The following is a 24110-nucleotide window of genomic DNA, read 5'->3' on the forward strand; positions in this document are numbered from 1 at the left end:
ACTCCTTCTCATGATATTAGTTTTTTAATCCAACAATTTTCTTATATAGCCATGGAGAAATGACAAGTGATAGGATCGCTACCTTGCGAAAAGTAGTGAAATAAGCATCCTTCCATATTTCGCGTCGGTGCTGAACAATCCAAGTCCTCAGCTCAGCTTTCTCCTTTTGATACTCTTCACGTGAAGTAAAGATAATTTTATCGTAAACTGTGATGTACGACCAACATTCTCTATTTATTAATTCGTATTTTAAATTAGGGAAGGCTTGTGAAACTTGAGCAATTATTTGCTGATAAACTTCTATCGTGTCAAATACATGTCGATTAACAGATGTTGTTGCACTTCCCTCACGGTGATCATAATAATAAACAGGTTTGTCAATAAATACGCAACTGCATCTTGTCTTTAGTAACAATTCAGTTAAAAATAAGGCATCTTCAGCTAGGTGATAATTGGTATTAAACTTTTCATCCGCAAGCAGGTCTCTCTTAAACAGTTTTGCGACTGGAAAAAATGATGTTCTGGTAGTCATCAGTAGTTCCTTCATGGTTTCTTCTGTTGACCAGAGTTCTGTTTTTCCAGAATGTGAAGGTATGTCTGTTACAATGCCGTTTTTGATATGGTGCAGAGGAGCAATAACAAAGCCTACATTCACCCCTTCAACTGCACTTGCTAAAGTAGCTAGGTAATCCTGGGTAACGAAATCATCGCTATCAATAAAGGTAACCCAAGAACCCGTCGCTAGCTGAATTCCCATATTTCTAGCATTTGAAACACCAGCATTTTCGATATGATAAACCTTGATATTCTCATACTGAGATGCTAAGTGATCACAGATCTGTCCACTAGAATCAGTAGAACCATCGTTGATTAGGATTAACTCAAAATGGGCATAAGTCTGTTGAAGAATCGACTCCACACATCGCTCCAGATACGCCTCTACATTGTAGACTGGAACGATAACGCTTATTTTTTCTCCCTTCATGCTCCATATTCTCCCTTGTACTCTGTGTAGCTCTTGTCCATGTCTGCTATAATGGCGTCATGATGCGGTACTTGCTTGTCCGCTGGTGGCGGTGTCATATAATCCCCAAAAGCAGTGCTGAGATAGGCATCATAGCCGACTGGGATGGGCATCTCAGTTCCTTCAAATGGCAAAAAAAGATTGTCTTCAAAAGATGCGATTGGGTATTTGTTTCGCATGTAGCCAGGACCTGAGCATAATTCCGTAATTCCATCGCTCTCAGCCAGACCATACTTGGTCATTTCTTTTTCAGCTTTTTTCCAAATGCGATAACGTAGAGATTTTGGAGTCAGGCCGAGTAAGATACGACTTCCCCATTTCATGACTGCACCATGCTTTTCTGGGATAGTTTGCGCACAAAAGAGTGAATAAATCAGGGCCCAACGAACTTGTTTCTTACGCTCAGCTGGATTTTTAGGATAATAATCCAAAGGTAAAACATCCAAGGCCAAACCGTGTGGCAAATCCAAATCCTTTTGATAAGGCTTGATACAAGTGGTTTCCTTGTCACGAATGGTAATAAAAAGGTTACGGTCTACAAAATCTTTGTTACTCTTTGACAAGAAATAACGCTCGTCTGCATAACGAGGCCATAGTTCTGCTAATTTTTCGTAGTCCTTACGTGGCATGAAAAAGTCTAGGTCATCATCCCAAGGAATGAAGCCCTTATTACGAAGGGCACCAATAGCCCCACCACCACAGAGATAGCACAACAAATCATGTTCTTTACAAAATGCGACGAAATATTCAGCCATTTCCAGACTACGAGCCTGAATCGCTTTCAAATCACTCATGTCTCTCCTCTTCTGTCCAATAACGAGTTATATCGTTTTATTATACCATAAAAAAGCCCTAAAAATCCATCAGATACTAAGAAAAATCAAAGCCTAAACCACTTTTTCACTAGTGATCAAACTTTGATTTTTTTATAGCATTCTATCTCATTCCCATTTGGGCGAGTTTGGTCTGGTATTTATTTTGATCAACTAGAAGTCCTTGTCCACCATAGATATCATAAGCGTCTACCCAGTCACCAAGTTCTGGGACGGTGAGTCTTTCAATGCCATTTTGAGCACCTTCTAGGACAGATAAGCCATTGGTCAACAAGAAGCTATATGGTAGATTTGTTGATGTCATTCCAAAGACTTTTCCAAGTGCCTCTGATCCCGTAAAGAGCTTGGTTGGATCTTTGATTTGCTCAAGAACAGCTGACATGACTTGTTGCTGACGTTTGGTACGGCCGTAGTCTCCCTCGTCATCATCACGGAAGCGAGCATAGTTCAGCAAGGTGGATCCATTCATCTGCTGTTTTCCAACTTTGATGGTTTGGGTTGGCGATTCTGTCTCTGTTGCATGAAGGTCATCCCCAACTGTGGCTTCTGTCAAAGGTTGACCATTCAATGTTGAGAATTGAGCATCAATCGTTACTCCGTCAGGGAAGAGGGTATCAATAGCTGTTGCAAAGGCCTGGAAGTCAACTAGGGCATAGTACTTAATATCCAAATCAAAGTTGTCTTTTAGAACCTTGCGGACCATTTCAGCCCCTTTTTGCCCTTCTTGTTCCCCAAGTTCATAGGCAACATTTAGTTTGTTATCCGTTTGTTTCTGACCATTTACAATCTTACTATATCCGTCGATATAAACTAAGTTGTCACGCATAAAGCTGACTAGTTTAATCTTCTTATCCGATCCACTGACATTCAGTACCATGATCGTGTCAGTACGGGTTTCTGCACTATTTTGACCGATACGGCCATCTGTCCCCATGACTAAAATATTCACACCATCTTTGGTATCCTGACCGTTAAAGACCTCTACTTGAGCTGCCTTGGCGTCAGCTGGCTTATTTGTTGGATTGGCTGCTGACTGGAACCCTCGAAGAAACATAAAAATCATCCCTGAAAGCACACAAGTAATCAACAGCAGGAACCAAATCAGTATTCGTTTGAAGCGAATTCTTCTCTTTTTCTTTTTGACTTTAGGTTGAGGAGCTACCTTTTCACGTTTCTTAGACCGGCTTCTACCGCCATAAGTCGGAAGAACAATATCTCTACCCCAAGATTCTTCTTTTTCTTCTTGTTGGAAATGGTGAACTTCAGACTTGGGACCTGCCATTTTTTGTTGCAGATAATCAAACTCCCTCCTTTCACGGTCGTTGAGGTAATGAATATTTTTGAAGAGATAGTCATAACGTAACTGCTCGTGATGACTTAAAGGATTTTCTTTGCTCATTGACTCTCCTTTTCTAAATCAGTTATGGTAAAAATCGGGTAGGTTCCCAGTATCTTGTGCTGGATCCCAATGGCCTCTAGTTCTTGTCTGGCAAAATGAACCAGTTCTTTGTCACTATAGTCCACATCGATAATGAAAAAGTATTCTCCTAAGGCTGTTTTAAGGGGGCGACTTTCAATCTTTGTTAAGTCAATCCCTCTCCAAGCAAAGGTCGAAAGTGCCTTGTAAAGAGCACCAGGTAAGTTGTCTGGTAAGGTCAAAGCCAAACTCATTTTTTCAGCTTGCGAGTTCAAAGGAATCTTCGGTATCTCTGCCCCTAACACCCAAAAACGTGTGAAATTGGCTTCCATTTCCTGAATATCCTCTGCAATTAATTCCAAGCCATATTCTTCAGCTGAACTTTTAGGAGCAATAGCTGCATAAGGCTGATCTGGATGTTCTGAAATAAATCGAGCTGCATAGGCGGTACTAGCAGTCACCTCGATTTGAGCCTCTGGATAGTGTTTATCGATGAATTTCTTTCCCTGAGCCAAAGCCTGAGGATGGGAAAAAATCTTCTCAATTTTTGACTGACCGGGAACCGCCATCAGCTGCTGATGAATGGGCTGAACGATTTCTGCAACTGCTTGGATGCGAGCCTGATGAAAAAGATAATCCAAGCTTTCATGAACGCTACCCTCAATAGAATTTTCAACTGGCACCACCGAATAGTCCACCAAGCCCTGTTCATAGGCCTTGATGACATCTGTTATATTGGCAAAAGCCTGCAATTCCTCTTTGGGAAAGGCTGTCTGCACAACATGATGCGAAAATGATCCCTTGGGACCTAGATAGGCAATTTTCATCTCAGTTCCTCTATAATTTCCTCTGGGCTTAACTTGGTCACATCCAAAACCCGACTGGCTACTTCCTCATACCAAGCTTGTCTTTCTTGGAAAATAGTTGCCAGTTCTTCCTTGCTTTTGTTAAGAAAAAGTGGGCGCTGATTGTCCTTGTCGGCTGCGATACGTTGGTAGAGGGTTTCAAAATCGGCTTTTAGATAGATGTTATCAGGATTGGTTTTGAGCAAGTCACGATTTCTCTGAGAAATGACAACTCCTCCGCCAGTTGACACAACTCGGTCCGTTTTTAGTAAGTCAGCTAGGACTTCTGACTCTACTTGACGAAAGGCCACTTCTCCTTTTTCAGCGAAGAAATTCGCAATGGACATTCCCAAATGTTCCTCGATTAAGGAATCCATATCGATGTAGTCTGGGGCCAATTCTCTAGCAATTGTCGACTTGCCTGCCCCCATAAATCCGAGTAATACCTTAGCCATGAATCAAAGTCTCCAAATCATCAAAGAAGCTAGGATAGCTGGTATTGATGGCTTCGGCACGGTCAAGTTCCACTTCTCCATCAGCAACCAAGAGGGCTGCAATGGCTGTCATCATTCCAATTCGATGGTCACCAAACGTATTGACTCTAGCGCCATGAAGGGCTGATTTCCCTTTGATAATCATCCCATCTGCCGTCGGTGTGATTTTAGCTCCCATGCTATTTAAGGCGTCAGCCACCACCTGAATGCGGTCGGTTTCCTTAACCTTAAGTTCTTCAGCCTCCTTAATGACTGTTGCACCATGCGCTTGTGTCGCGAGAAGGGCAATAATAGGCAATTCATCAATCAAGCGGGGAATCAAGACTCCACCAATCTCTGTTCCTTTTAAGTCAGAAGACTCGACAATTAAGGTAGCAGATTTAGCGATTGGATCAATTTCAGTTATTTCTAGTTTTCCTCCCATGGCACGAATGACATCAATAATACCAGTACGCGTTTCATTGATGCCTACATTCTGCAGCACCACACGAGAGTTTGGAACAATCAAACCTGCGACCAACCAAAAGGCTGCACTGGAAATATCTCCTGGAACAACTACCTTTTGTCCGATCAGTTTTTGTGGTCCTTGAACTGTGATTTTCTTGCCGTCTACACTTAGATGACCACCAAATTGCTGAAGCATATCTTCGGTGTGGTTACGAGTACATTCTTTCTCGATAATAACGGACTCCCCCTGAGCCTGCAAGGCTGCAAATATCAAGGCAGACTTGACCTGAGCAGAGGCGATTGGCAACTCATAGTGAATAGGTTTTAAATTTTTCGTCCCTTTTAAGCGAAGAGGGGGCAGGTCTCGCTCAGTTTTCCCTGAAATGCTAACGCCCATTTTTTTCAGTGGAATCGTCACACGATCCATAGGACGTTTAGAAAGACTGTCGTCTCCGAACATCTCTACTTCGAAGTCTGCACCAGCAAGGACACCTGAGATCAGGCGAATCAAGGTGCCAGAATTTCCCATATCCAAGGCGTTTTGCGGAGCTTTTAAGCCATCCATGCCTACACCTTGAATGGTAATAATCCCATCTTTGTCCTCAATTTCAACACCAAGGTCACGAAAAACCTGCATGGTTGAAAGTACATCCTCTCCACGCAGAATATCATAAACTTTAGTTTCTCCCTCAGCCAAACTTCCAAAAATAATCGAACGGTGGCTGATAGACTTGTCACCTGGAACCCGGATACTGCCATGTAAGTGGCGAATGTTTGTTTTTAGTTTCATAGTTGACCTCATACTTGCAATACTTTTTCTTATTTTATCACAAAAAAGCCAGAAATTCCTGAAATTTCTGGCTTTTATACAGATAAAATACTATTTCAATAATTCTGAAACAGGTTCAAAGACAATTTTTTCAATGTCTGACAAGTAAATAGACAATTGTTGCTGTTTAGCAAAGAAATCTGACAAAAGAGCGTTCTCTTGGATTTGTTTGCTGAAAGACTGCATCTTTTCTTGTAAAGAGGCGTCTGGCATTTGTCCCGTTTGCGCCATGACTTGGATTTCTTGCTGGAAAGCGAGGTAGTCTGCAAAAATCTTGCTAGCTTGTTCATCAGCTTGGATAGCATCTTTGGCTACCTTAACTGCCTTGTATTCTGGTAATTCACGTAACCCACGGCTAAGTTCATTTGCACTATCGTAAATATTTGACATGATTTTCTCCTTATTTGATGACGACTGTATAGTCTGTATTTTCTGTAATTAAGCATTCAGCTCGTTCTAAATCTTGAGCATTTTTAAATGAAATTTGTAGAATCCCGTGAACATCTTCACGGTTTTCTTCGTTGATGTGGATATTAACCAAAGAAGTCCCACGAAGTAATTCCAAAATCCGCAAGATAACATCTTCTTCATCGGGAACATCGACATAGAGGTCATAAGAACTGTCCACACCACCACGCTTATGGATTTCCATAGCCTGCCGTTGCGCACGTGCTTGGTTGAAAAAGTTCCAGATTTGCTCTTCATCTCCCTTGCTGATGGCTTGTCCAATCGCTTCCAAACGTTCCTTAAAATCCGCAATTCGATCTAGAATAGTCTCACTATTGGACAATAGAATAGAAGTCCACATACCTGGCTCGCTTTCCGCAATGCGAGTCATATCTCGAAAACCACCCGCAGCAAAGCGTCTTGCCATCTCATGTTCTTGAGCATAAACTGCTGTCTGCTCCATGAGACTGGAAGCCAGAATATGAGGAAAATGGCTAATCTGAGAAGTCACCCGATCATGCTCCTTGGCATCAATCTCGATAAAACGAGCATGAAGGCCTGAAAACAGATCCTTCATTTCCTCAAGCGTGCCAAGACTTGTCAGACTCGAAGGTGTGAATATATAATAGGCATTTTCAAAGAGATTAACATCCGCAGAGGCAGCTCCTGTCTTGTGGCTACCAGCCATGGGATGAGCCCCGACAAAACGAATTGACTTGTCAGCTAAATGTTCCTCCGCCGCATCCACGATGGCTGACTTAGTTGAGCCTGCATCCGAGATAATGACGCCTTCTTTCAAGTCTAAATCTGCCAGCTCCTTAATAAAAGCAATGGTCTGTTTGATTGGCAAGGTCAGAATGATAACATCTGCTAGAGGAGCGAAACTGGCAAAATCATCCGTCGCACGGTCAATCATCCCCCGCTCCAAGGCAATGTCTCTCGAAGCCTGACTGCGATTATAACCCAAAATTTCATAATCAGGATGATCGCGCTTGATACCGAGCGCCATCGAAGCACCAATCAAACCAAGACCTGCTATATAGATGGTTTTTGCCATAAGGACTCCTTAATAGTTCTTTGTATAGTCTCGGTGCTTGGCAACTGCCTCTTTTAATTCCTCTAGATTGTCAGATGAGAATTTTTCAAGGATTTCTTGTGCCAGAACCGTTGCCACAACAGCTTCCATGACCACACCTGCTGCTGGAAGAGCGGTCGGATCACTTCTCTCCACGGTTGCCTTGTATGGTTCGTGGGTTTCGATATCCACACTCATGAGTGGTTTATAGAGAGTGGGAATGGGTTTCATAACACCACGAACAACAATGGGTTGCCCATTGGTCATACCACCTTCGAAACCACCTAGATTATTGGTACGACGAGTATAGCCGTCTTCTTTAGACCAGAGAATTTCATCCATAACTTGGCTGCCTTTGCGGTAACCAGCTTCAAATCCAAGACCAAATTCCACCCCTTTAAAGGCATTGATAGAAACAACTGCTTGTGCCAATCGCGCATCCAATTTTCTGTCCCATTGGACATAGGAACCAAGACCAACTGGAACACCTCCGACGACTGTCTCCACAACCCCACCGATGGTATCACCGTCACGTTTGATTTGGTCAATATAGTCCTTGATTTCTTGTTCTCGTTCTTGATTGACAATAGAAACTTCAGACTGAGCAGCTCGTTCCTTAATCTCCGAAACTGTCAGATTTTCAGGTACATTGATTTCCTTGCCACCAAAGACCACGACATGGTTAGCAATCTCCATATCTAGATCAGCTAAGAGACGTTTAGCTACTGCCCCAACTGCAACTCGCATGGTGGTTTCACGGGCAGATGATCGCTCCAAGGAATTTCGCAAGTCATCAAAACGGTACTTGATGCCCCCAACCAAATCGGCATGTCCTGGGCGAGGATGAGTGATTTTCCGCTTGCTTTTCAGGCGGTCTTCGATGTCTTCTGCAGACATGATATCCAGCCATTTTTGGTGGTCCTTATTGATGACATCCATGGTAATGGGAGCCCCTGTCGTCTTCCCGTGACGAACGCCCGAAGTAAAGACAACCTGGTCACTCTCAATCTTCATACGACCACCACGACCGTAGCCACCCTGACGGCGTTTCAGATCCTCATTGATGTCCTCTACTGTCAAAGGAAGTCCCGCTGGAATTCCTTCAATAATAGCCGTCAGTCGGGGGCCGTGTGATTCTCCTGCAGTTAAATATCTCATACGTTCTCCTTATTTTACCAAGTAGTCTTTCATCTCTTCCAGAGAAACTGGGTGAATGGTCGCTGAACCAAGCTCTGGTACCAAGACCAATTTCAAGGTGTTACCACGCGCTTTCTTATCATGATTCAAAGCCTGATAAAGCTTGTCAACATCCCAGTTTTCATAGTCAACAGGTAGTCCAAATTTCTGGCACATCTCTCTAATGGACTGGGTTATTCCTTCTGGCATAAGACCTTTTTCCTCAGCAACCTTGGAAATCTGCACCATCCCCATGGCCACGGCCTCACCATGCATGACTTTGCCATAACCGGCCGTTGCTTCAAGGGCATGACCAATAGTGTGACCAAAATTGAGGTAAAGGCGGACACCGTTGTCCAACTCATCCTCTACCACCATCTTACGCTTCACCTGACAAGAATGTTCAATCAAAGTCTCTGCATGCTCCAGAATGCTCTCTACAGAACCATCCAGCTCCGTCAAGAGAGCCCAAAGTTCTGGATCCTCAATCAAACCATACTTGATAACCTCACCCATCCCCTCAATCAGTTCTCTTTTTCCGAGTGTTTCAAGGACCAGCGGGTCAATCAGAACCCCATCTGGTTGGGCAAAAGTTCCCACCATATTCTTAGCAAATGGAGTATTAACACCCGTCTTTCCACCGATAGAAGAATCAACCTGAGCAGTCAAACTAGTCGGAATCTGAACAAAGTGAATGCCTCGCATATAGGTAGAGGCTACGAAACCAGCTAGGTCCCCAACGACACCACCGCCAAGAGCCACGATCCCATCGCTACGAGTCAACCCCTGCTTGACTAGAAACTCATAGACCTTCTGAACAGTGGTTAAATTCTTTCTTTCTTCGCCTTCTAAGAAATCAAAAACAGCTACCTGAAAACCAGCATCTTCTAGGCTGAGTTTAACCTTCTCTGCATAGAGAGAAGCTACATGGTTGTCGGTTACAATAACCACTTTTTGTGGTTGCCAGAGTTCTCGCAACCATTGACCAGCCTGAGCTAGACAACCTTTCTCAATCTGAATATCATAAGGATGATGCGGAATATCGATTCTGATTTTCATAGGAGGGTCTCCTTTTCACTATTTATATTTTTCTGTTAAAGACTGCCAAATCTCGTCTGTCGGCATTGCTTTACCTGTCCACAGTTGAAAAGCTTCAGCAGCTTGATAGAGCAACATCCCCAGGCCGTTGACAGCTGGATTGCCCTGGCTTCTAGCCCATTTCAAAAGTGGCGTTTCAAAGGGTTGGTAAATGATATCTGCTACCAAGAGAGTTTCTGATAAGACTATGCTTTCAGGAACTGGGGATGATTTGCCATCCATCCCTACACTGGTCGCATTGACTAGTAAGTCCGACTTGGCAATCCTTGATTGCAGTTCAGAAAGATCTTCTAAAGCATACAAGTCCACTTTAAATCCTGTCTGCACCTGCAACTTGTCTAGATAAGGTCTTGTTTTTTCCATGGAAACTGAACGAACAAAGACAGAAATCTGACTGACGCCATCCAAAATAGCCTGAGCCAAAATGGACTTGGCTGCACCACCTGCCCCCAGCAGTGTCATCTTCTTACCTGTAATTGTAAAAGAAGTCAAGCTCTTAAAGAATCCCTTGCCATCTGTATTATATCCAATTAACGTTCCGTCTTGATTAACAACTGTGTTAACCGCCCCAATCAAACGAGCCTCATCACTCAACTCATCCAGATAAGGAATCACTTGCTCCTTGTACGGCATAGACAGGTTGATCCCAAACATCTGGTAACGGCGAATATTAGCAACTGTTTCTGCCAAATCACCCGCTTCAATCTCCCAAGCTACATAGGCACCATTGGTATCTGTCGCCTCAAAGGCCCTATTGTGGATGAAGGGTGAAATAGAGTGTTTGATGGGATTGGCAACAACTGCAGCTAAACGTGTATAGCCATCAAGCTTCATCCAAAATCCCCCTGATTTTCTTCATGTTTGATAGCGAAATCTGACCTGGGGCACTCGCTTCATCCAGACTAGCAAATGACCAACTTGAACCTGTCACATCTGAAGTGATACGAGATACCTTGCCCATTTTCCCCATGGAAATGGTCACATACTCTTGCTCAGGGTTGAGTGTTTTAAATCCTCGAGTGTAATTCATCAGGTCTAAAACATCCTGCTCCGTATGGGCCATAACTGATACCTTGACCACTTTCGGAGAGAGACTGGTCAACTCAGACAAAATTTCCATCATGTTTTCAGGAGTCTCCTGGAAATTATGATAGCTCAATACGAGATTTGGAAAATCCAACATTTCCTCAAAAACGTCCTTGTAGCTGAAATACTCGAAATCTACATAATCCGGCTGATAAAGCTGAGTAACTTCCTTGATGATTTGAACATACTCTTCTGAGGAAAGTTCGATTTCTCCTCCCTCAGCGCGAGTCCGAAGGGTAAAGACCAGTTCACGTCCTGCAAATTTCTCAAAGATAGCGGGTGCCACCTGTAAAATAGCGTCCTTTGTAAGAAAGTCCGCACGCCACTCAATGATATCGGCATCTTCATACCTAGTTGCATCCAGTTCTTGCGCTTCTTCTAAACTTCTTGGCATCACTGAAACAATTAATTTCATCTACTAACCTTCATACTAATCACCTTGAGGTAATTACTGCTTTCATCTTTTTTATTATGGGCAAAGTCAGCTGGAAGACCATATTGGTTTAAAATCTGATATTTTCTTCCTGCAAAACCTTTATCAATTTGTTCTGTAAATTTCTGGCGGGAAACATTGGCAGCATTGGTACTGGCAATGATAATCCCTCCCGGATTTAAAATCTCTAGACTCTGGGAAATCAACTTGTGATAGTCCTTAGCTACAGAGAATGTTTGTTTTTTATTGCGGGCAAAGCTCGGCGGATCAAGCACAATCACATCATAGGTCAATCCTTTTCGCTTGGCATACTTGAAGTACTCAAAAACATCCATGACGATAAAACGATGATTGTCCGTGCTGAGTCCATTTGCCTGAAAATGAGCTTCTGACAGCTCTCTAGATCGTTTAGCCAAGTCGACAGAAGTCGTCTCACTCGCACCTCCCATAGCTGCAGCAACTGAAAAGGCAGCCGTATAGGAAAACATATTGAGCAAGGATTTGCCCATGGCTAGACCGTCAACCAGACTTCCACGAACCTCATGCTGGTCCAGGAAAATCCCTGTCATCAAGCCATCATTCATAAAGACTTGATAGAGAACGCCATTCTCAAGAACAGTAAAGTAATCTGGCGCTTCCTCACCATAAACATAGGCAGACTCGTAGTCTAGACCTTTAAAACGAATCTTTTCATAAGCCCCCAAGACTTCAGGGAAAACTTCCTTAAAAGCATTTATGATCAGCTCACGAATCTGGTAAACAAAGGAGTTGTACCAAGAAAAGACAGCATAATCTCCATAGAGATCAACAGTCAGACCACCAAAACCATCCCCCTCTTGGTTAAAAAGGCGAAAGGCAGTGGTCAAGTCATCTTGATAATAAGGCTTTCTAGCTTCCTTGGCCTTACGAAACAGGATTTCAAAAAAGGCTTGATTGAAACGAACCTTTTCCTTGCTGATGAACCAACCGATTCCCTTATTCTGTTGAGAAAGATAGGCACTCCCTAAAAACTTCCCGTCTTGACTAAGAACTTCTACTGCCTGATCCGTCAGTTCAATATCTGTTAAATCACTTGCTTCCAAAAGAACTAGACCCTTAGCTAGCTTTTTTTCAACGCGTCTGCTGACCCTAATTCTATTCATAGTTACTATTATAGCAAATTTTGTGACAATTCTCAAAAAAGAAACCGTTTAACCATATGTACTTTAGTTTACTGAGTGTCATTTTTGTTCAAATAAGTTTATTCCATTTACTTTTTCACCAAAACATCCTCTCCCTTGTGATGGAAATAGAGATTTTATTCGCTAAAAATAGACAATTTCAGAAATGAGTATAGAATCTTGCGAAAACGTTTGCCTAGTTCTAAACTTTATGGTAGAATAAAACACAACGTTGATAAGCAAGAGGAAAAACAATGCAAAATCAGACACTTATGCAATACTTTGAATGGTATTTGCCTCACGACGGCCAACACTGGGCTAGACTGACAAATGACGCAGAACACCTAGCAAACCTTGGTATCAGCCATGTCTGGATGCCACCTGCCTTCAAGGCGACTAACGAAAAAGATGTCGGCTATGGTGTTTACGATCTTTTTGACCTAGGCGAATTTCACCAAAAAGGGACTGTCCGTACCAAGTATGGGTTTAAAGAAGATTATCTTCAAGCCATTCAAGCCCTAAAGGCACAGGGAATTCAACCTATGGCCGATGTGGTGCTCAATCACAAGGCTGCTGCCGATCATATGGAATCCTTTCAGGTTATTGAAGTGGACCCTGAGGATCGTACCGTTCAATTAAGCGAGCCCTTTACTATCAATGGCTGGACTCACTTTACTTTCGATGGTCGCCAAGATACCTACAATGACTTCCACTGGCACTGGTACCACTTCACAGGTACAGACTACGATGCCAAGCGCCGTAAGTCTGGCATTTATCTGATCCAAGGGGACAACAAAGGCTGGGCAAATGAGGAATTGGTCGATAACGAAAACGGTAACTACGACTACCTCATGTATGCTGACCTGGACTTTAAACACCCTGAAGTCATCCAAAACATCTATGACTGGGCTGACTGGTTCATGGAAACGACTGGTGTAGCTGGTTTCCGCTTGGATGCCGTTAAGCACATCGACTCCTTCTTTATGGGTAATTTCATCCGTGATATGAAGGAAAAATACGGTGACGATTTCTATGTTTTCGGAGAATTTTGGAATCCAGACAAGGAAGCCAATCTAGACTATCTCGAGAAAATAGAAGAACGCTTTGACCTTGTCGATGTTCGTCTCCACCAGAATCTCTTTGAAGCCAGTCAAGCTGGCGCAAACTATGACCTTCGTACTATTTTCACAGATAGCTTGGTTGAACTCAAACCTGACAAGGCTGTGACCTTTGTCGACAACCACGATACCCAACGTGGTCAGGCTCTTGAGTCTACCGTTGAAGAATGGTTCAAACCAGCAGCTTATGCCCTCATTCTATTACGCCAAAATGGCCTTCCATGTGTCTTTTACGGCGACTACTATGGGATTTCAGGGCAGTATGCTCAACAAGATTTCAGAGAAGTTCTTGACCGCATCCTAACCATCCGAAAAGACAGGGCCTATGGAAAGCAAACAGACTACTTTGACGATGCCAACTGTATCGGATGGGTCCGTTCAGGCGCTGAAAACCAATCCCCAATCGCTGTCCTTATCTCAAATGACCACGAAAACAGCAAATCTATGTTTGTCGGTCAAGAATGGGCTGATCAGACTTTTGTTGACCTCCTTGAAAATCACCCAGTACAAGTTACAATCAATGCTGAAGGTTATGGAGAATTTCCAGTAGCAGCAGGTTCAGTCAGTGTCTGGGCAGCAAAATAAACCTATTAGGTACAAGTCAAATCCAACCGGATTTGGCTTTTTTGTATGCGCAAAAAGACCTACCCAAATGGATAGATCTTTATTGTCTTATAATTTACCTGCTACTGCATCCAAGAGTTCTTGGATTTTCGCTTGGTTGCTTCCTCCTGCCATGGCCATGTCTGGTTTACCACCACCACGTCCATCAATGATTGGAGCCAATTCTTTGACAAGGTTTCCTGCATGCACATCCTTTGTCTTGCTAGCTACAAGAACATTGACTTTGTCACCGATAGCTGCGACAAGAACAAGCACATCAGAGTAGTCTTTTTGTTTCCAGTTATCTGCAAAGGTGCGAAGGGCACCTGCGTCGGATACAGAAACTTGGCTTGCAATGTAACGGTGACCGTTGACTTCCTTCACATCCTTGAAGACATCACCTGCAGCTGCAGCCGCGGCTTTTCCCTTCAATTCTGCATTTTCTTTTTGCAATTGACGAAGTTGCTCTTGAAGTCCTTCAACCTTATGAGGAACTTCCTTGAGTTGAGGTGCTTTCAAGGTTGCTGCGACGGCTTTCAAAGCGTCTTCTTGTTCACGATAAGCTTCAAAGGCTTCCTTACCAGTTACTGCCAAGATACGGCGGGTACCTGATCCGATTCCTTCTTCTTTGACAATCTTGAAGAGGCCAATCTCAGAAGTGTTGTCAACGTGGGTACCACCACAAAGTTCCACTGAGTAGTCACCAATGGTTACAACGCGGACTTCCTTACCATACTTCTCACCAAAGAGGGCCATCGCTCCCATTTCTTTAGCAGTGTCAATATCTGTCTCAACAGTTTCTACAGCAATTGCTTCCCAGATTTTTTCGTTGACTTGCTGTTCAATGGCACGCAATTCTTCAGGAGTTACGGCTTGGAAGTGTGTAAAGTCAAAGCGGAGGAATTCTACCTCATTAAGTGAACCTGCTTGAGTTGCGTGGCCACCAAGGATATTGTGAAGAGCCGCATGGAGCAAGTGAGTCGCCGTGTGATTCTTCATGACACGAAGGCGACGGTCAGTATCAATTGCCAAAGTGTATTCTGCATTCAAAGTAAGTGGAGAATAGACTTCAACCGTATGTAGTGACTGGCCATTTGGTGCTTTTTGAACATCTGTCACAGTAGCCACAAGGTTCCCTGCAGCATCCAAGATTTGACCGTGGTCAGCTACTTGTCCACCCATTTCAGCGTAGAATGGTGTTTCCGCAAAGATCAGAGAGGCAGTTCCTTCTGAAACAGTTTCAACTTCAGCATTGTCAGCCACGATAGCGACCAACTTAGAAGGCAATTGACTAGCATTGTAGTTGAAGACACTTTCCACTGTGATGTTTTGTAGGGTTTCATTTTGCATGCCCATAGATCCGCCTTTGACAGCTGACGCACGCGCACGTTCTTGCTGCTCTTTCATGGCTGCTTCAAATCCTTCACGGTCGACAGTCATACCTGCTTCTTCAGCGATTTCTTCTGTCAACTCCACCGGGAATCCGTAAGTATCGTAGAGTTTGAAGACATCTTGCCCCGCGATAACGTTTTGACCTTTCGCTTTCAAATCAGCTACAATGGTTTCTGCAAAGTGTTGACCTGAATGAAGGGTACGGGCAAATGATTCTTCTTCGCTCTTAACGATTTTCTCGATAAAGTCACGTTTTTCAAGCACTTCTGGGTAGTAGCTTTCCATGATTTTTCCAACAGTTGGAACGAGTTTGTAAAGGAAAGGCTCGTTGATGCCCAATTTTTGACCGTGCATAGACGCGCGACGGAGGAGACGGCGAAGGACATAACCACGACCTTCATTTCCAGGAAGGGCACCATCACCGATAGCAAATGAAAGAGAACGGATATGGTCAGCAATGACCTTGAAGCTCATGTTGTCGCCATCTTGGTCATAAACCTTACCAGACAATTTCTCAACTTCACGGATGATTGGCATGAAGAGGTCTGTTTCAAAGTTCGTCTTAGCCCCTTGGATAACGGCCACCAAACGCTCCAAACCAGCGCCCGTATCAATGTTCTTGTGCGGCAATTCCTTGTACTCGCTACGAGGAACAGCAGGATCAGCGTTAAATTGTGACAAAACGATGTTCCAGATTTCGATGTAACGGTCGTTTTCGATATCTTCTGCAAGGAGACGAATGCCAATATTTTCTGGGTCAAAGGCTTCTCCACGGTCAAAGAAAATCTCTGTATCTGGTCCAGAAGGTCCCGCACCGATTTCCCAGAAGTTGTCTTCGATTGGGATCAAGTGGCTTGGGTCCACTCCTACTTCAATCCAGCGGTTGTAAGAATCTTTATCTTCTGGATAGTAGGTCATGTAGAGTTTTTCAGCTGGGAAATCAAACCATTCTGGGCTTGTCAAAAGCTCATAAGCCCAAGTGATAGCTTCGTCACGGAAGTAATCACCGATAGAGAAGTTCCCCAACATTTCAAACATGGTATGGTGACGCGCAGTCTTCCCTACGTTTTCGATGTCGTTAGTACGGATGGCTTTTTGCGCATTGGTAATACGTGGATTTTCAGGGATAATGGTTCCGTCAAAGTATTTCTTAAGCGTTGCTACACCAGAGTTAATCCACAAAAGTGTTGGGTCGTTTACTGGAACCAAGCTGACTGATGGTTCTACAGAGTGACCTTTGCTTGCCCAGAAATCAAGCCACATTTGGCGAACTTGAGCACTAGATAGTTGTTTCATAATATCTCCTTATTTACTTGTTTAATTTGATTGGCTTTCTAGCATTTCCACATAGTCAATTGCGACACAGAGGGAAATGACCAGATCTGCATAAGAGTCCTCAAGGACAGTTACAGTGTAAGTCGAGGTCAAATGGAAAATCTCTTTCCGAATCTCGGCGACAAGCTGATCACGATCGTCTAGCAATTTGAAATTCAAATCCCAGATATTGCCCTCGATACGAAGCCCTAAATCATCAAACTCATACTTATCTCGAAATAAGGTCAACTTCTTACGAATAACGAAATTGGAACCGTTTCGTAGCTGAATAGTAAAGCGAGGAAGCAAGGTGAAAAATTCTTTACTGATTTCACTGACCTGCTCACCATAGGCGTCATAGATGGTAAAGGTCTTAGGAATTTGGAAGAAAGAACCCTCCACCTGATAGTTTACTACTCCTCTGTCATCCTTGATATCGAAGCGTTCGCCTCCAAGACGAAACTTTTGTTTCACGAGAAATGTCTTCATAAACACCTCCAAAAATCAAAAGAAAAGCTCATATCACGAAGGGCGAAAAACCGCGGTACCACCTTCATTCAATGAACTTGTCATTCTCTTATTCTTATGCAATTGTATGATTGAGCAGCATGACTTCCTAGCTTAGATGGCTCGCAGCACCGCCATTTCTCTGGACTAAGATGACAGAAAATCAATTCTCAACTTTATTATTATATCGTTTTTTGGGTTCTGCGTCAACTAAGAAAGCTGACAAGAAAGCATAGCTCCTACTTCCGATACATTTTAAACTGTAGGAAGAGGTCGCTGTATTTTCCTGTCCACTTATGGTCAAACTTTTCATAAACTTCTAGGTGTTTCATAGTATCAGCGTCTGGATAGAAGGATTTGTCCTCACGAGTCTCCTCTGGGAGCATTTCCTTTGCTGGTAGGTTTGGTGTTGAGTACCCCACATACTCCGCATTTTTCAGAGCATTTTCGGGTTTCAACATAAAGTTGATAAAGGCATAGGCTGCATCTTGGTTTTTCACAGTTTTTGGAATAACCATGTTATCAAACCAGAGATTGCTGGCCTCAGTCGGAACGACATACTTGAGGTTAGGATTTTTCTCCAACATCTGGCTGGCTTCCCCAGAGAAAGTCACACCGATAGCAGCGTTGTTCTGAATCATGTAACCCTTCATCTCGTCCGCCACAATGGCCTTGATATTTGGAGTCAGTTTGTAGAGTTTATCCACTGTCTCTTCCAACTGTTGAGGATCCTTGGAGTTGAGGCTGTAACCAAGTGAGTTAAGCCCGAGCCCCAGCACCTCACGCGCCCCATCAAAAAGCATGATGGAATCCTTGTATTCTGGTTTCCAGAGGTCATCCCAATGCTCGGGCGCCTCATCTATCATGGTTTCATTGTAAACAATTCCCAAGGTTCCCCAGAAGTACGGGATGGAGAATTTATTGCCCGGGTCAAAAGACTGGTTGAGGAACTCAGGTCCGATATTTTCGATTCCTTCAATTTTTGAATAATCAAGAGGAACTAAGAGGTCTTCGTCCTTCATCTTGTTGATCATGTATTCACTTGGGATGGCAATATCATAGGTTGTTCCACCCTGCTTGATCTTGGTATACATAGCCTCGTTGGAGTCAAAGGTCTCGTACTGTACTTGGATTCCTGTTTCTTCTGTGAATTTCTCCAAGAGTTCTGGATCGATATAGTCCCCCCAGTTGTAGATAACCAATTTCTGACTGTCTCGGCTATTAATTTTACTGTCTAGATGAGTCGCAATCCCCCATAAGACAAGGATAATCGCTACAATTCCTGCTAAAAATGAATAGAGTTTTTTCATGCTTGCTCCTCCTTCTCACGTGAGATAAAGTAATAGCCAACAACTAGGATAATACTAAAGAGAAAGACAAGGGCAGAGAGGGCATTGATTTCTAGCGAAATTCCCTTACGAGCACGAGAATAAATCTCGACTGACAGGGTTGAAAAGCCATTTCCCGTCACAAAGAAGGTCACGGCAAAGTCATCTAGCGAATAGGTGAAGGCCATGAAATAACCTGCAATGATAGACGGAGTCAGGTAAGGAAGCATGATTTCCTTAAATATCTGAAACTGGCTGGCTCCCAAGTCATAAGCCGCATGAATCATGTCACCGTTCATTTCCTTGAGTCGAGGCAAGACCATCAAGACCACGATAGGAATGGAGAAGGCCACGTGACTAGATAAAACGGTCAAAAAGCCAAGTGAAAACTTGAGTTGGGTAAAAAGAATCAAGAAACTGGCACCAATCATAACGTCAGGCGCAACCATGAGGATATTATTGAGTGATAAAAAGGCTTCTTGGTATTTCTTACGAGACTGATAGATATAGATAGCACCAAAAGTCCCGATAATGGTCGCAATCAAGGCAGCTAGAAAGGCCAAGAAAAAGGTTTGGGTGAGGATCAACATGAGACGGCCATCACCAAACATAGTTTTAAAATGGCTCAAGCTAAAGCCTGTAAAACTGTTCATATCATCCCCTGCGTTAAAGGCATAGCCAATCAAGTAAAAAATCGGCAAATAAAGAATGATAAAGACAAAGGCTAGATAGAGATTGGCAAATTTTTTCATCGTTCTCTCCTTTCCTTGGTCACCCACATGGTGATGAACATGGTTAGGATGAGGATCACACCAATGGTAGAACCCATACCGTAGTTGTCATTGGTCAGGAAGTTCTGCTCAATAGCCGTTCCCAGTGTGATAACGCGGTTTCCGCCAATCAAACGTGTCAGCATGAAGAGACTCAAACTAGGGATAAAGACAGACTGAACACCACTTCTCACACCGTTCATCGATAAAGGGAAGATAACATGGCGGAAAGTTTCCCACTTGGTCGCACCGAGGTCGTAGCTGGCATTGATGAGATTGTTATCCATATCATCCAAGACATTGAAAATCGGCAAAATCATAAAGGGAAGCTCGATGTAGCTTGCGACAAAGATAAAGGAGAAATCGGTAAAGAGCAACTGCTGCGAACCGATTCCGATAAATTCCAAAAATTGGTTAATAGAGCCATTTTGACCAAAAATCCCGATAAAGGCATAGGCCTTAAGGAGCAGATTGATCCAGGTTGGCAAGATAATCAGCATGAGCCAGAGTTGACGGTGCTTGAGACGGGTCAAAAAGAGGGCTGTTGGATAACTGATGAGTAGCGTTACCATGGTCACAATCCCTGCATAAAGCACAGAGTTGAAGCTCATTTTGAGATAGGTCAAGTTTTGTGACGCAAAGTAGGATTTATAGTTTTCTAAACTAAACTGCCCTTCGATGTTAAAAAAGGATTGTCCAAAAATCAAGGCCAAGGGTGCGAGAACAAAGAGGACAATCCAAAGCATGTAGGGCACTACAAAGAGTTTAGAGGTTGTTTTCTTCATCTCTTTCCTCCTCGATCGCGTTAATCAGACCTGCTTCTTGCTCTTCGATTTCCACGTACTCCTCGATACGAGCATCGAACTCTTCTTCGGTTTCGTTGAGACGCATGATGTGGATATCTTCTGGTTCAAAGTCCAGACCGATTTCTTCACCCACAATGGCCTTACGAGTCGAGTGGATCATCCATTCATTTCCAAGTTCGTCATAGGCGATAATCTCGTAGTGAACCCCACGGAAGAGCTGGGTATCAACCTTAACTTGGAGCTTGCCTTCTTCAGGAAGGGTAATGCGCAAGTCCTCTGGACGAATGACAACCTCAACTGGCTCATTTGGCTTCATCCCCCCGTCGACTGCTTCAAATCGTTTGCCATTAAACTCAACTAAGTAATCCTCAATCATGGTTCCAGGCAAGATATTTGACTCACCGATAAAGGTGGCAACAAAGTGGTTGATTGGCTCATCGTAGATGTCCACTGGTGTTCCAGACTGAACAATCTCGCCATCATTCATAACGAAAATCCAGTCACTCATGGCGAGAGCTTCTTCCTGATCGTGAGTGACAAAAACAAAGGTAATCCCCAATCGTTGCTGCAGTTCACGCAGTTCGTACTGCATGTCTGTTCGCAATTTCAAGTCCAGCGCTGACAAGGGCTCGTCCAGCAAGACCACACGGGGTTGGTTGATGATAGCACGGGCAATGGCTACACGCTGGCGTTGTCCTCCAGAGAGTTTACGGATGGAACGTTTTTCATAACCTTCCAACTGAACCATCTTGAGAACTTCCGCTACGCGTTGTTCGATTTCTTTCTTGTCAATCTTACGCAAGCGGAGCGGAAAGGCAACATTTTCAAACACATTCATATGTGGAAACAAGGCATAGGATTGGAAGACCGTATGAACATCACGTTTATTGGTTGAGATATCATTGATCCGCACCCCATCCAGCAAAATATCCCCTGTCGTCGCATCCAGCAAACCTGCAATGATATTTAGAATGGTTGATTTTCCTGAACCAGATGCGCCCAAAAGAGTGTAAAATTTCCCTTCTTCCAACCCAAAGTTAATGTCTTTGAGAACCTTGGTGTTGCTGTCTTCAAAAACTTTAGAGACGTTTTTGAATTCAATAATTGGTTTTTTCAATTGTCATAAATTCCTTCTTTTTCATAAATTAACAGATCAGGGCTCTGTCAGGCCGCTACTACCTCGTGTAGGAGATTGAACTGCCTACATACATCTTCACTAACGATAGGCTTTCACCCCCCCTTTACAATGGTTATAGTAGCAACTTTTCTACCCCAACCTTATTCCTTCTCACCCAAGATTCGGACTTCTCTTTCAAGAGTGACACCTGAGTGTTCTTTGACTTTTTCGATAACAGATTGGATCAAATCTTCATAGTCTTTGGCCGTTCCGTCAGCAACATTGATCATGAAACCGGCATGCTTTTCAGATACTTCCACACCACCGATACGATAGCCTTTCAAGCCAGCCTCTGAAATCAACTGACCTGCAAAATGACCAACTGGACGCTTAAAGACTGAACCACAAGATGGGTATTCTAGAGGTTGTTTGAGTTCACGTAGGTGCGTCAAGCGGTCCATTTCTTGCTTGATAACCTGGTGATTTCCAGGTGCAAGGGCAAATTTAGCTGACAAGACAACGGCCCCAGAATCCTGGATAGCTGAATGGCGGTAACCAAAAGCCAAATCCTTGGCAGATAAGGTCTCGATTTCCCCTTCCTTGGTCAAAATTTGACAAGACTGCAAGATATGAGCAATCTCTCCTCCGTAGGCACCTGCATTCATAAAGACAGCTCCACCGATACTTCCAGGAATCCCACAAGCAAACTCAAAACCAGTCAAACTATGACAGAGGGCAATACGTGTTGTTTCAGTCAAGTTCGCTCCAGCTTCTGCTTCGATGGTATAGCCATCAACTGAAACGTTATTAAGCTTATCACACAAGATTACAAAACCACGAATTCCACCTTCACGAACGATGATATTACTAGCATTTCCTAGCACCATCCAGGGAATATTCTCTTGATTGGCAAATTGGACAACACGAGCCATCTCATAGCGATTGCGTGGCAAAACTAGATAATCCGCTCGACCTCCTACCTTTGTATAGGTATAGGTCTTCAAAGGTTCCTTAAAACGAATATCGATTCCTTCTAAGATTTCAAGCATTTTTTCTTTTACTGACATGTCACTCTTCCTTTTTCAAAATTCATTCCATTATACCATTTTTAGAGACATTTGACGACCATAAAAAGAGCTTGTTTTATCATTACATAAAAAAAGAGGTTGCCCCTCTTTTTATGATTTTTTCCAAAATGTAGATTTGGTTAGCCAGATAAAGGCTAGAAGTTCTACGAGAAGAATAAACTCAACTAGAAGCGGATTTGCAATCCATCCTACCTGAGATAAGGCTGGAGCCAAATCAAACAAGGCATGCAAACCATAGGCAACAACGAGGTAGATCCATTTCTTTTTACGGACACTTTGATAGACCCAGATAGAGAGACCAATTTGCAGAACCAGAGCAAGTACACGCTCAACTCCTAGTAAATAAACCTGCCATACAGAAAGAGACTGAACCGTTTCGAGTGTAGACTTTGGAAGGAGATTGGCTACATCAGTATTTGAAGACTGGATGAGTGAAAAGAGAATCAAAAGACTGATCAAGCTTCCCATTCCGAGATAGAGCATCTCCAAGCCCCCATGTCCCAAACCATAAGCCAAAGCATCTCGATCTTCTAGCTTTCTCTTTTTCTCCAACCATTTAAAAAAGACAAGACGGGCAGTTTCTTCAAAGAGGGCAGCCATGGCAATTCCATAAAGGACGTATAAGAAAGGCTGCTCCTGCATAAGCGGAATGGTTCCATCTTTTTGCGGATGGAGTATCAGAAGGTGAGCCATCTTCTCTAACACTTGAGAAGAAACGAAAAATGCGATTACCCCCAAGCCCATCACTGCAAGCGAGATTTTAAACCGTTTTTTGGCATACCAAGTCCCACTTACTAGAATGAGAACCAAAGCGATCATGGTAAGGATAATATGTACCGTCATCTTTTTCTCCTATTCTGACTTATCAATATCTTTCTTCATCTCGTCAACGTTAAATTTGGCAAATAAATACTGGCGATCTTGGACTGGAAAACGTTGGTCCAACTGGTCGACTGCCCCAACCTCGATCATTCCTTCTTTGATAACAAAGTCCATCACATGCCCACCAAAGGTCAAATCATCTGAGATAAAATGCAAATGATAGCCTGCAACACTCACCCCATGGAAAATCTCCGGTGTCCAAAATCCAACAATGGTTCCGGATACATTTTCACGGCTATATTCAGGTTGGTGTGTCGCCACATCAGCAAACTTGGTATCAGGGGTGGATTTAGGAATCATCCGCACATGCATTTGTGAAAATTCACCATGAATCTTGATGGAACGAAAAAGATTTTCCCCATCATAGTAGGACTCAATTCGCTTTTCCAATTCCTTGTCTGTCATCTCAAAGCGCTGACGAAAAATCACTTCTGCCTGATGAGGAACCACTGCTGCATAGGGAATAAGAGCATCCGCTGCCACTTCAACGATTTCAGGCATTTGACCAGATCCCTTGGCTTGATAAGCCTTGCCATCAAGAACAATCAACTCCCCGTCAATCGAATCCAAAGTCCCCAAACCAAGATCACCATGTTCCAGCAATTCTCCCACTGTCATGGTTCCGCCATAGAGACCTGCCATTAGGGCACCTAGAGTATTGTATTGAAATAATTTAACCGGTTCCTGCACTTTTCTATCCATTCTCTTTCTTATCTTCTTTTCAATGAATCATTATACTTTCTAAGTATACCACATTTGCTCCTAGTTGTGAAAGGGCGAAATGCTTTTCTCATTGCAAAGGAGGCAAAAAAAAGGTACAA

At 43.3% G+C, this 24110-nt stretch carries 23 protein-coding genes; 1 reads left to right on the plus strand and 22 read right to left on the minus strand.

Going from position 1 to position 24110, the window contains the following annotated elements; translation table 11 throughout:
• Positions 1–16: 16 nt before the first annotated feature.
• The 13 genes from Q4A91_RS00750 to Q4A91_RS00810 all read right to left on the minus strand — a co-directional run bounded on the left by Q4A91_RS00750 (position 17) and on the right by Q4A91_RS00810 (position 12346).
• Entirely contained in the window at positions 17–985 is a 969-nt protein-coding gene (locus Q4A91_RS00750; protein WP_303204048.1) for a glycosyltransferase family 2 protein, read from the minus strand.
• Entirely contained in the window at positions 982–1818 is an 837-nt protein-coding gene (locus Q4A91_RS00755) for a phosphorylcholine transferase LicD (protein ID WP_001281444.1), read from the minus strand. The genes Q4A91_RS00750 and Q4A91_RS00755 overlap by 4 nt, the downstream gene beginning before the upstream one ends.
• Positions 1819–1960: 142 nt before the next feature.
• Positions 1961–3256 (minus strand): LCP family protein, encoded by a 1296-nt coding sequence (locus tag Q4A91_RS00760; RefSeq protein WP_303204049.1) that lies wholly within the window; start codon positions 3254–3256, stop codon positions 1961–1963.
• Positions 3253–4101, minus strand: a complete 849-nt coding sequence (pheA, locus tag Q4A91_RS00765) for a prephenate dehydratase (RefSeq protein WP_303204050.1) — start codon at positions 4099–4101, stop codon at positions 3253–3255. Before pheA ends, Q4A91_RS00760 begins: the two co-directional genes overlap by 4 nt.
• The gene (locus Q4A91_RS00770; RefSeq protein ID WP_303204051.1) at positions 4098–4574 is read right to left on the minus strand and encodes a shikimate kinase; all 477 of its coding nucleotides are present in this window, start codon (positions 4572–4574) and stop codon (positions 4098–4100) included. Before Q4A91_RS00770 ends, pheA begins: the two co-directional genes overlap by 4 nt.
• Positions 4567–5850, minus strand: a complete 1284-nt coding sequence (aroA, locus tag Q4A91_RS00775) for a 3-phosphoshikimate 1-carboxyvinyltransferase (protein WP_303204052.1) — start codon at positions 5848–5850, stop codon at positions 4567–4569. The genes Q4A91_RS00770 and aroA overlap by 8 nt, the downstream gene beginning before the upstream one ends.
• Before the next feature lie 90 nt (positions 5851–5940).
• Positions 5941–6279: a YlbF/YmcA family competence regulator gene (locus Q4A91_RS00780; RefSeq protein ID WP_303204053.1), complete on the minus strand. Its 339-nt coding sequence runs from the start codon at positions 6277–6279 to the stop codon at positions 5941–5943.
• A 10-nt stretch (positions 6280–6289) separates the two neighbouring features.
• Complete coding sequence (locus Q4A91_RS00785) at positions 6290–7393, minus strand: prephenate dehydrogenase (protein WP_303204054.1); 1104 nt, start codon at positions 7391–7393, stop codon at positions 6290–6292.
• 9 nt (positions 7394–7402) lie between these two features.
• On the minus strand, positions 7403–8569 hold the full coding sequence (gene aroC / locus Q4A91_RS00790) for a chorismate synthase (protein ID WP_303204055.1): 1167 nt from the start codon (positions 8567–8569) through the stop codon (positions 7403–7405).
• 9 nt (positions 8570–8578) lie between these two features.
• Positions 8579–9646, minus strand: a complete 1068-nt coding sequence (gene aroB, locus Q4A91_RS00795; RefSeq protein WP_303204056.1) for a 3-dehydroquinate synthase — start codon at positions 9644–9646, stop codon at positions 8579–8581.
• Between the two features lie 18 nt (positions 9647–9664).
• Positions 9665–10519, minus strand: coding sequence for a shikimate dehydrogenase (locus tag Q4A91_RS00800; protein WP_303204057.1), 855 nt, complete (start codon positions 10517–10519; stop codon positions 9665–9667).
• Positions 10509–11186: a type I 3-dehydroquinate dehydratase gene (gene aroD / locus Q4A91_RS00805; protein WP_303204058.1), complete on the minus strand. Its 678-nt coding sequence runs from the start codon at positions 11184–11186 to the stop codon at positions 10509–10511. Before aroD ends, Q4A91_RS00800 begins: the two co-directional genes overlap by 11 nt.
• A complete protein-coding gene (locus Q4A91_RS00810; RefSeq protein ID WP_303204059.1) occupies positions 11183–12346 on the minus strand; it encodes a class I SAM-dependent rRNA methyltransferase in 1164 nt (387 codons plus the stop codon). Before Q4A91_RS00810 ends, aroD begins: the two co-directional genes overlap by 4 nt.
• A gap of 272 nt (positions 12347–12618) precedes the next feature.
• Between Q4A91_RS00810 and Q4A91_RS00815 the strand changes: the two genes are divergently transcribed.
• Positions 12619–14067 carry an alpha-amylase gene (locus Q4A91_RS00815; protein WP_303204060.1) on the plus strand — a complete coding sequence of 483 codons (1449 nt, stop codon included), beginning with the start codon at positions 12619–12621 and terminating at the stop codon, positions 14065–14067.
• A gap of 87 nt (positions 14068–14154) precedes the next feature.
• On the opposite strand, the gene alaS is transcribed toward Q4A91_RS00815, so the two are convergent.
• The 9 genes from alaS to budA form a co-directional block, all read right to left on the minus strand.
• The gene (alaS, locus tag Q4A91_RS00820; protein WP_303204061.1) at positions 14155–16773 is read right to left on the minus strand and encodes an alanine--tRNA ligase; all 2619 of its coding nucleotides are present in this window, start codon (positions 16771–16773) and stop codon (positions 14155–14157) included.
• A gap of 21 nt (positions 16774–16794) precedes the next feature.
• A complete protein-coding gene (locus tag Q4A91_RS00825) occupies positions 16795–17280 on the minus strand; it encodes an LURP-one-related/scramblase family protein (RefSeq protein WP_303204062.1) in 486 nt (161 codons plus the stop codon).
• Between the two features lie 257 nt (positions 17281–17537).
• Positions 17538–18608, minus strand: coding sequence for an ABC transporter substrate-binding protein (locus Q4A91_RS00830; RefSeq protein ID WP_049479160.1), 1071 nt, complete (start codon positions 18606–18608; stop codon positions 17538–17540).
• Positions 18605–19378, minus strand: coding sequence for an ABC transporter permease (locus tag Q4A91_RS00835; RefSeq protein ID WP_303204063.1), 774 nt, complete (start codon positions 19376–19378; stop codon positions 18605–18607). Before Q4A91_RS00835 ends, Q4A91_RS00830 begins: the two co-directional genes overlap by 4 nt.
• Complete coding sequence (locus Q4A91_RS00840; RefSeq protein ID WP_303204064.1) at positions 19375–20181, minus strand: ABC transporter permease; 807 nt, start codon at positions 20179–20181, stop codon at positions 19375–19377. The genes Q4A91_RS00835 and Q4A91_RS00840 overlap by 4 nt, the downstream gene beginning before the upstream one ends.
• Positions 20162–21319: an ABC transporter ATP-binding protein gene (locus Q4A91_RS00845; protein ID WP_303204065.1), complete on the minus strand. Its 1158-nt coding sequence runs from the start codon at positions 21317–21319 to the stop codon at positions 20162–20164. The genes Q4A91_RS00840 and Q4A91_RS00845 overlap by 20 nt, the downstream gene beginning before the upstream one ends.
• A 161-nt stretch (positions 21320–21480) precedes the next feature.
• Positions 21481–22386, minus strand: a complete 906-nt coding sequence (gene murB, locus Q4A91_RS00850; RefSeq protein ID WP_303204066.1) for a UDP-N-acetylmuramate dehydrogenase — start codon at positions 22384–22386, stop codon at positions 21481–21483.
• A 111-nt stretch (positions 22387–22497) separates the two neighbouring features.
• Positions 22498–23250: a YhfC family intramembrane metalloprotease gene (locus Q4A91_RS00855; protein WP_303204067.1), complete on the minus strand. Its 753-nt coding sequence runs from the start codon at positions 23248–23250 to the stop codon at positions 22498–22500.
• 9 nt (positions 23251–23259) lie between these two features.
• Entirely contained in the window at positions 23260–23991 is a 732-nt protein-coding gene (gene budA / locus Q4A91_RS00860; RefSeq protein WP_084939135.1) for an acetolactate decarboxylase, read from the minus strand.
• Positions 23992–24110: the final 119 nt, after the last annotated feature.

Origin of the sequence: Streptococcus sp. (assembly GCF_030528045.1) — a bacterium.
Lineage (GTDB): Bacteria > Bacillota > Bacilli > Lactobacillales > Streptococcaceae > Streptococcus.

Excerpts from the sequence above, each read along its gene's own strand:
- Q4A91_RS00840 (WP_303204064.1), bottom strand. The coding sequence starts at position 20,181 with ATGAAGAAAACAACCTCTAAACTCTTTGTAGTGCCCTACATGCTTTGG.
- Q4A91_RS00750 (WP_303204048.1), bottom strand. The coding sequence starts at position 985 with ATGAAGGGAGAAAAAATAAGCGTTATCGTTCCAGTCTACAATGTAGAG.
- Q4A91_RS00785 (WP_303204054.1), bottom strand. The coding sequence starts at position 7,393 with ATGGCAAAAACCATCTATATAGCAGGTCTTGGTTTGATTGGTGCTTCG.
- aroD (WP_303204058.1), bottom strand. The coding sequence starts at position 11,186 with ATGAAATTAATTGTTTCAGTGATGCCAAGAAGTTTAGAAGAAGCGCAA.
- aroB (WP_303204056.1), bottom strand. The coding sequence starts at position 9,646 with ATGAAAATCAGAATCGATATTCCGCATCATCCTTATGATATTCAGATT.
- Q4A91_RS00755 (WP_001281444.1), bottom strand. The coding sequence starts at position 1,818 with ATGAGTGATTTGAAAGCGATTCAGGCTCGTAGTCTGGAAATGGCTGAA.
- pheA (WP_303204050.1), bottom strand. The coding sequence starts at position 4,101 with ATGAAAATTGCCTATCTAGGTCCCAAGGGATCATTTTCGCATCATGTT.
- Q4A91_RS00855 (WP_303204067.1), bottom strand. The coding sequence starts at position 23,250 with ATGACGGTACATATTATCCTTACCATGATCGCTTTGGTTCTCATTCTA.
- Q4A91_RS00780 (WP_303204053.1), bottom strand. The coding sequence starts at position 6,279 with ATGTCAAATATTTACGATAGTGCAAATGAACTTAGCCGTGGGTTACGT.
- Q4A91_RS00835 (WP_303204063.1), bottom strand. The coding sequence starts at position 19,378 with ATGAAAAAATTTGCCAATCTCTATCTAGCCTTTGTCTTTATCATTCTT.
- alaS (WP_303204061.1), bottom strand. The coding sequence starts at position 16,773 with ATGAAACAACTATCTAGTGCTCAAGTTCGCCAAATGTGGCTTGATTTC.
- budA (WP_084939135.1), bottom strand. The coding sequence starts at position 23,991 with ATGGATAGAAAAGTGCAGGAACCGGTTAAATTATTTCAATACAATACT.
- Q4A91_RS00830 (WP_049479160.1), bottom strand. The coding sequence starts at position 18,608 with ATGAAAAAACTCTATTCATTTTTAGCAGGAATTGTAGCGATTATCCTT.
- Q4A91_RS00760 (WP_303204049.1), bottom strand. The coding sequence starts at position 3,256 with ATGAGCAAAGAAAATCCTTTAAGTCATCACGAGCAGTTACGTTATGAC.
- murB (WP_303204066.1), bottom strand. The coding sequence starts at position 22,386 with ATGTCAGTAAAAGAAAAAATGCTTGAAATCTTAGAAGGAATCGATATT.
- Q4A91_RS00815 (WP_303204060.1), top strand. The coding sequence starts at position 12,619 with ATGCAAAATCAGACACTTATGCAATACTTTGAATGGTATTTGCCTCAC.
- Q4A91_RS00825 (WP_303204062.1), bottom strand. The coding sequence starts at position 17,280 with ATGAAGACATTTCTCGTGAAACAAAAGTTTCGTCTTGGAGGCGAACGC.
- Q4A91_RS00770 (WP_303204051.1), bottom strand. The coding sequence starts at position 4,574 with ATGGCTAAGGTATTACTCGGATTTATGGGGGCAGGCAAGTCGACAATT.
- Q4A91_RS00810 (WP_303204059.1), bottom strand. The coding sequence starts at position 12,346 with ATGAATAGAATTAGGGTCAGCAGACGCGTTGAAAAAAAGCTAGCTAAG.
- Q4A91_RS00800 (WP_303204057.1), bottom strand. The coding sequence starts at position 10,519 with ATGAAGCTTGATGGCTATACACGTTTAGCTGCAGTTGTTGCCAATCCC.
- aroC (WP_303204055.1), bottom strand. The coding sequence starts at position 8,569 with ATGAGATATTTAACTGCAGGAGAATCACACGGCCCCCGACTGACGGCT.
- aroA (WP_303204052.1), bottom strand. The coding sequence starts at position 5,850 with ATGAAACTAAAAACAAACATTCGCCACTTACATGGCAGTATCCGGGTT.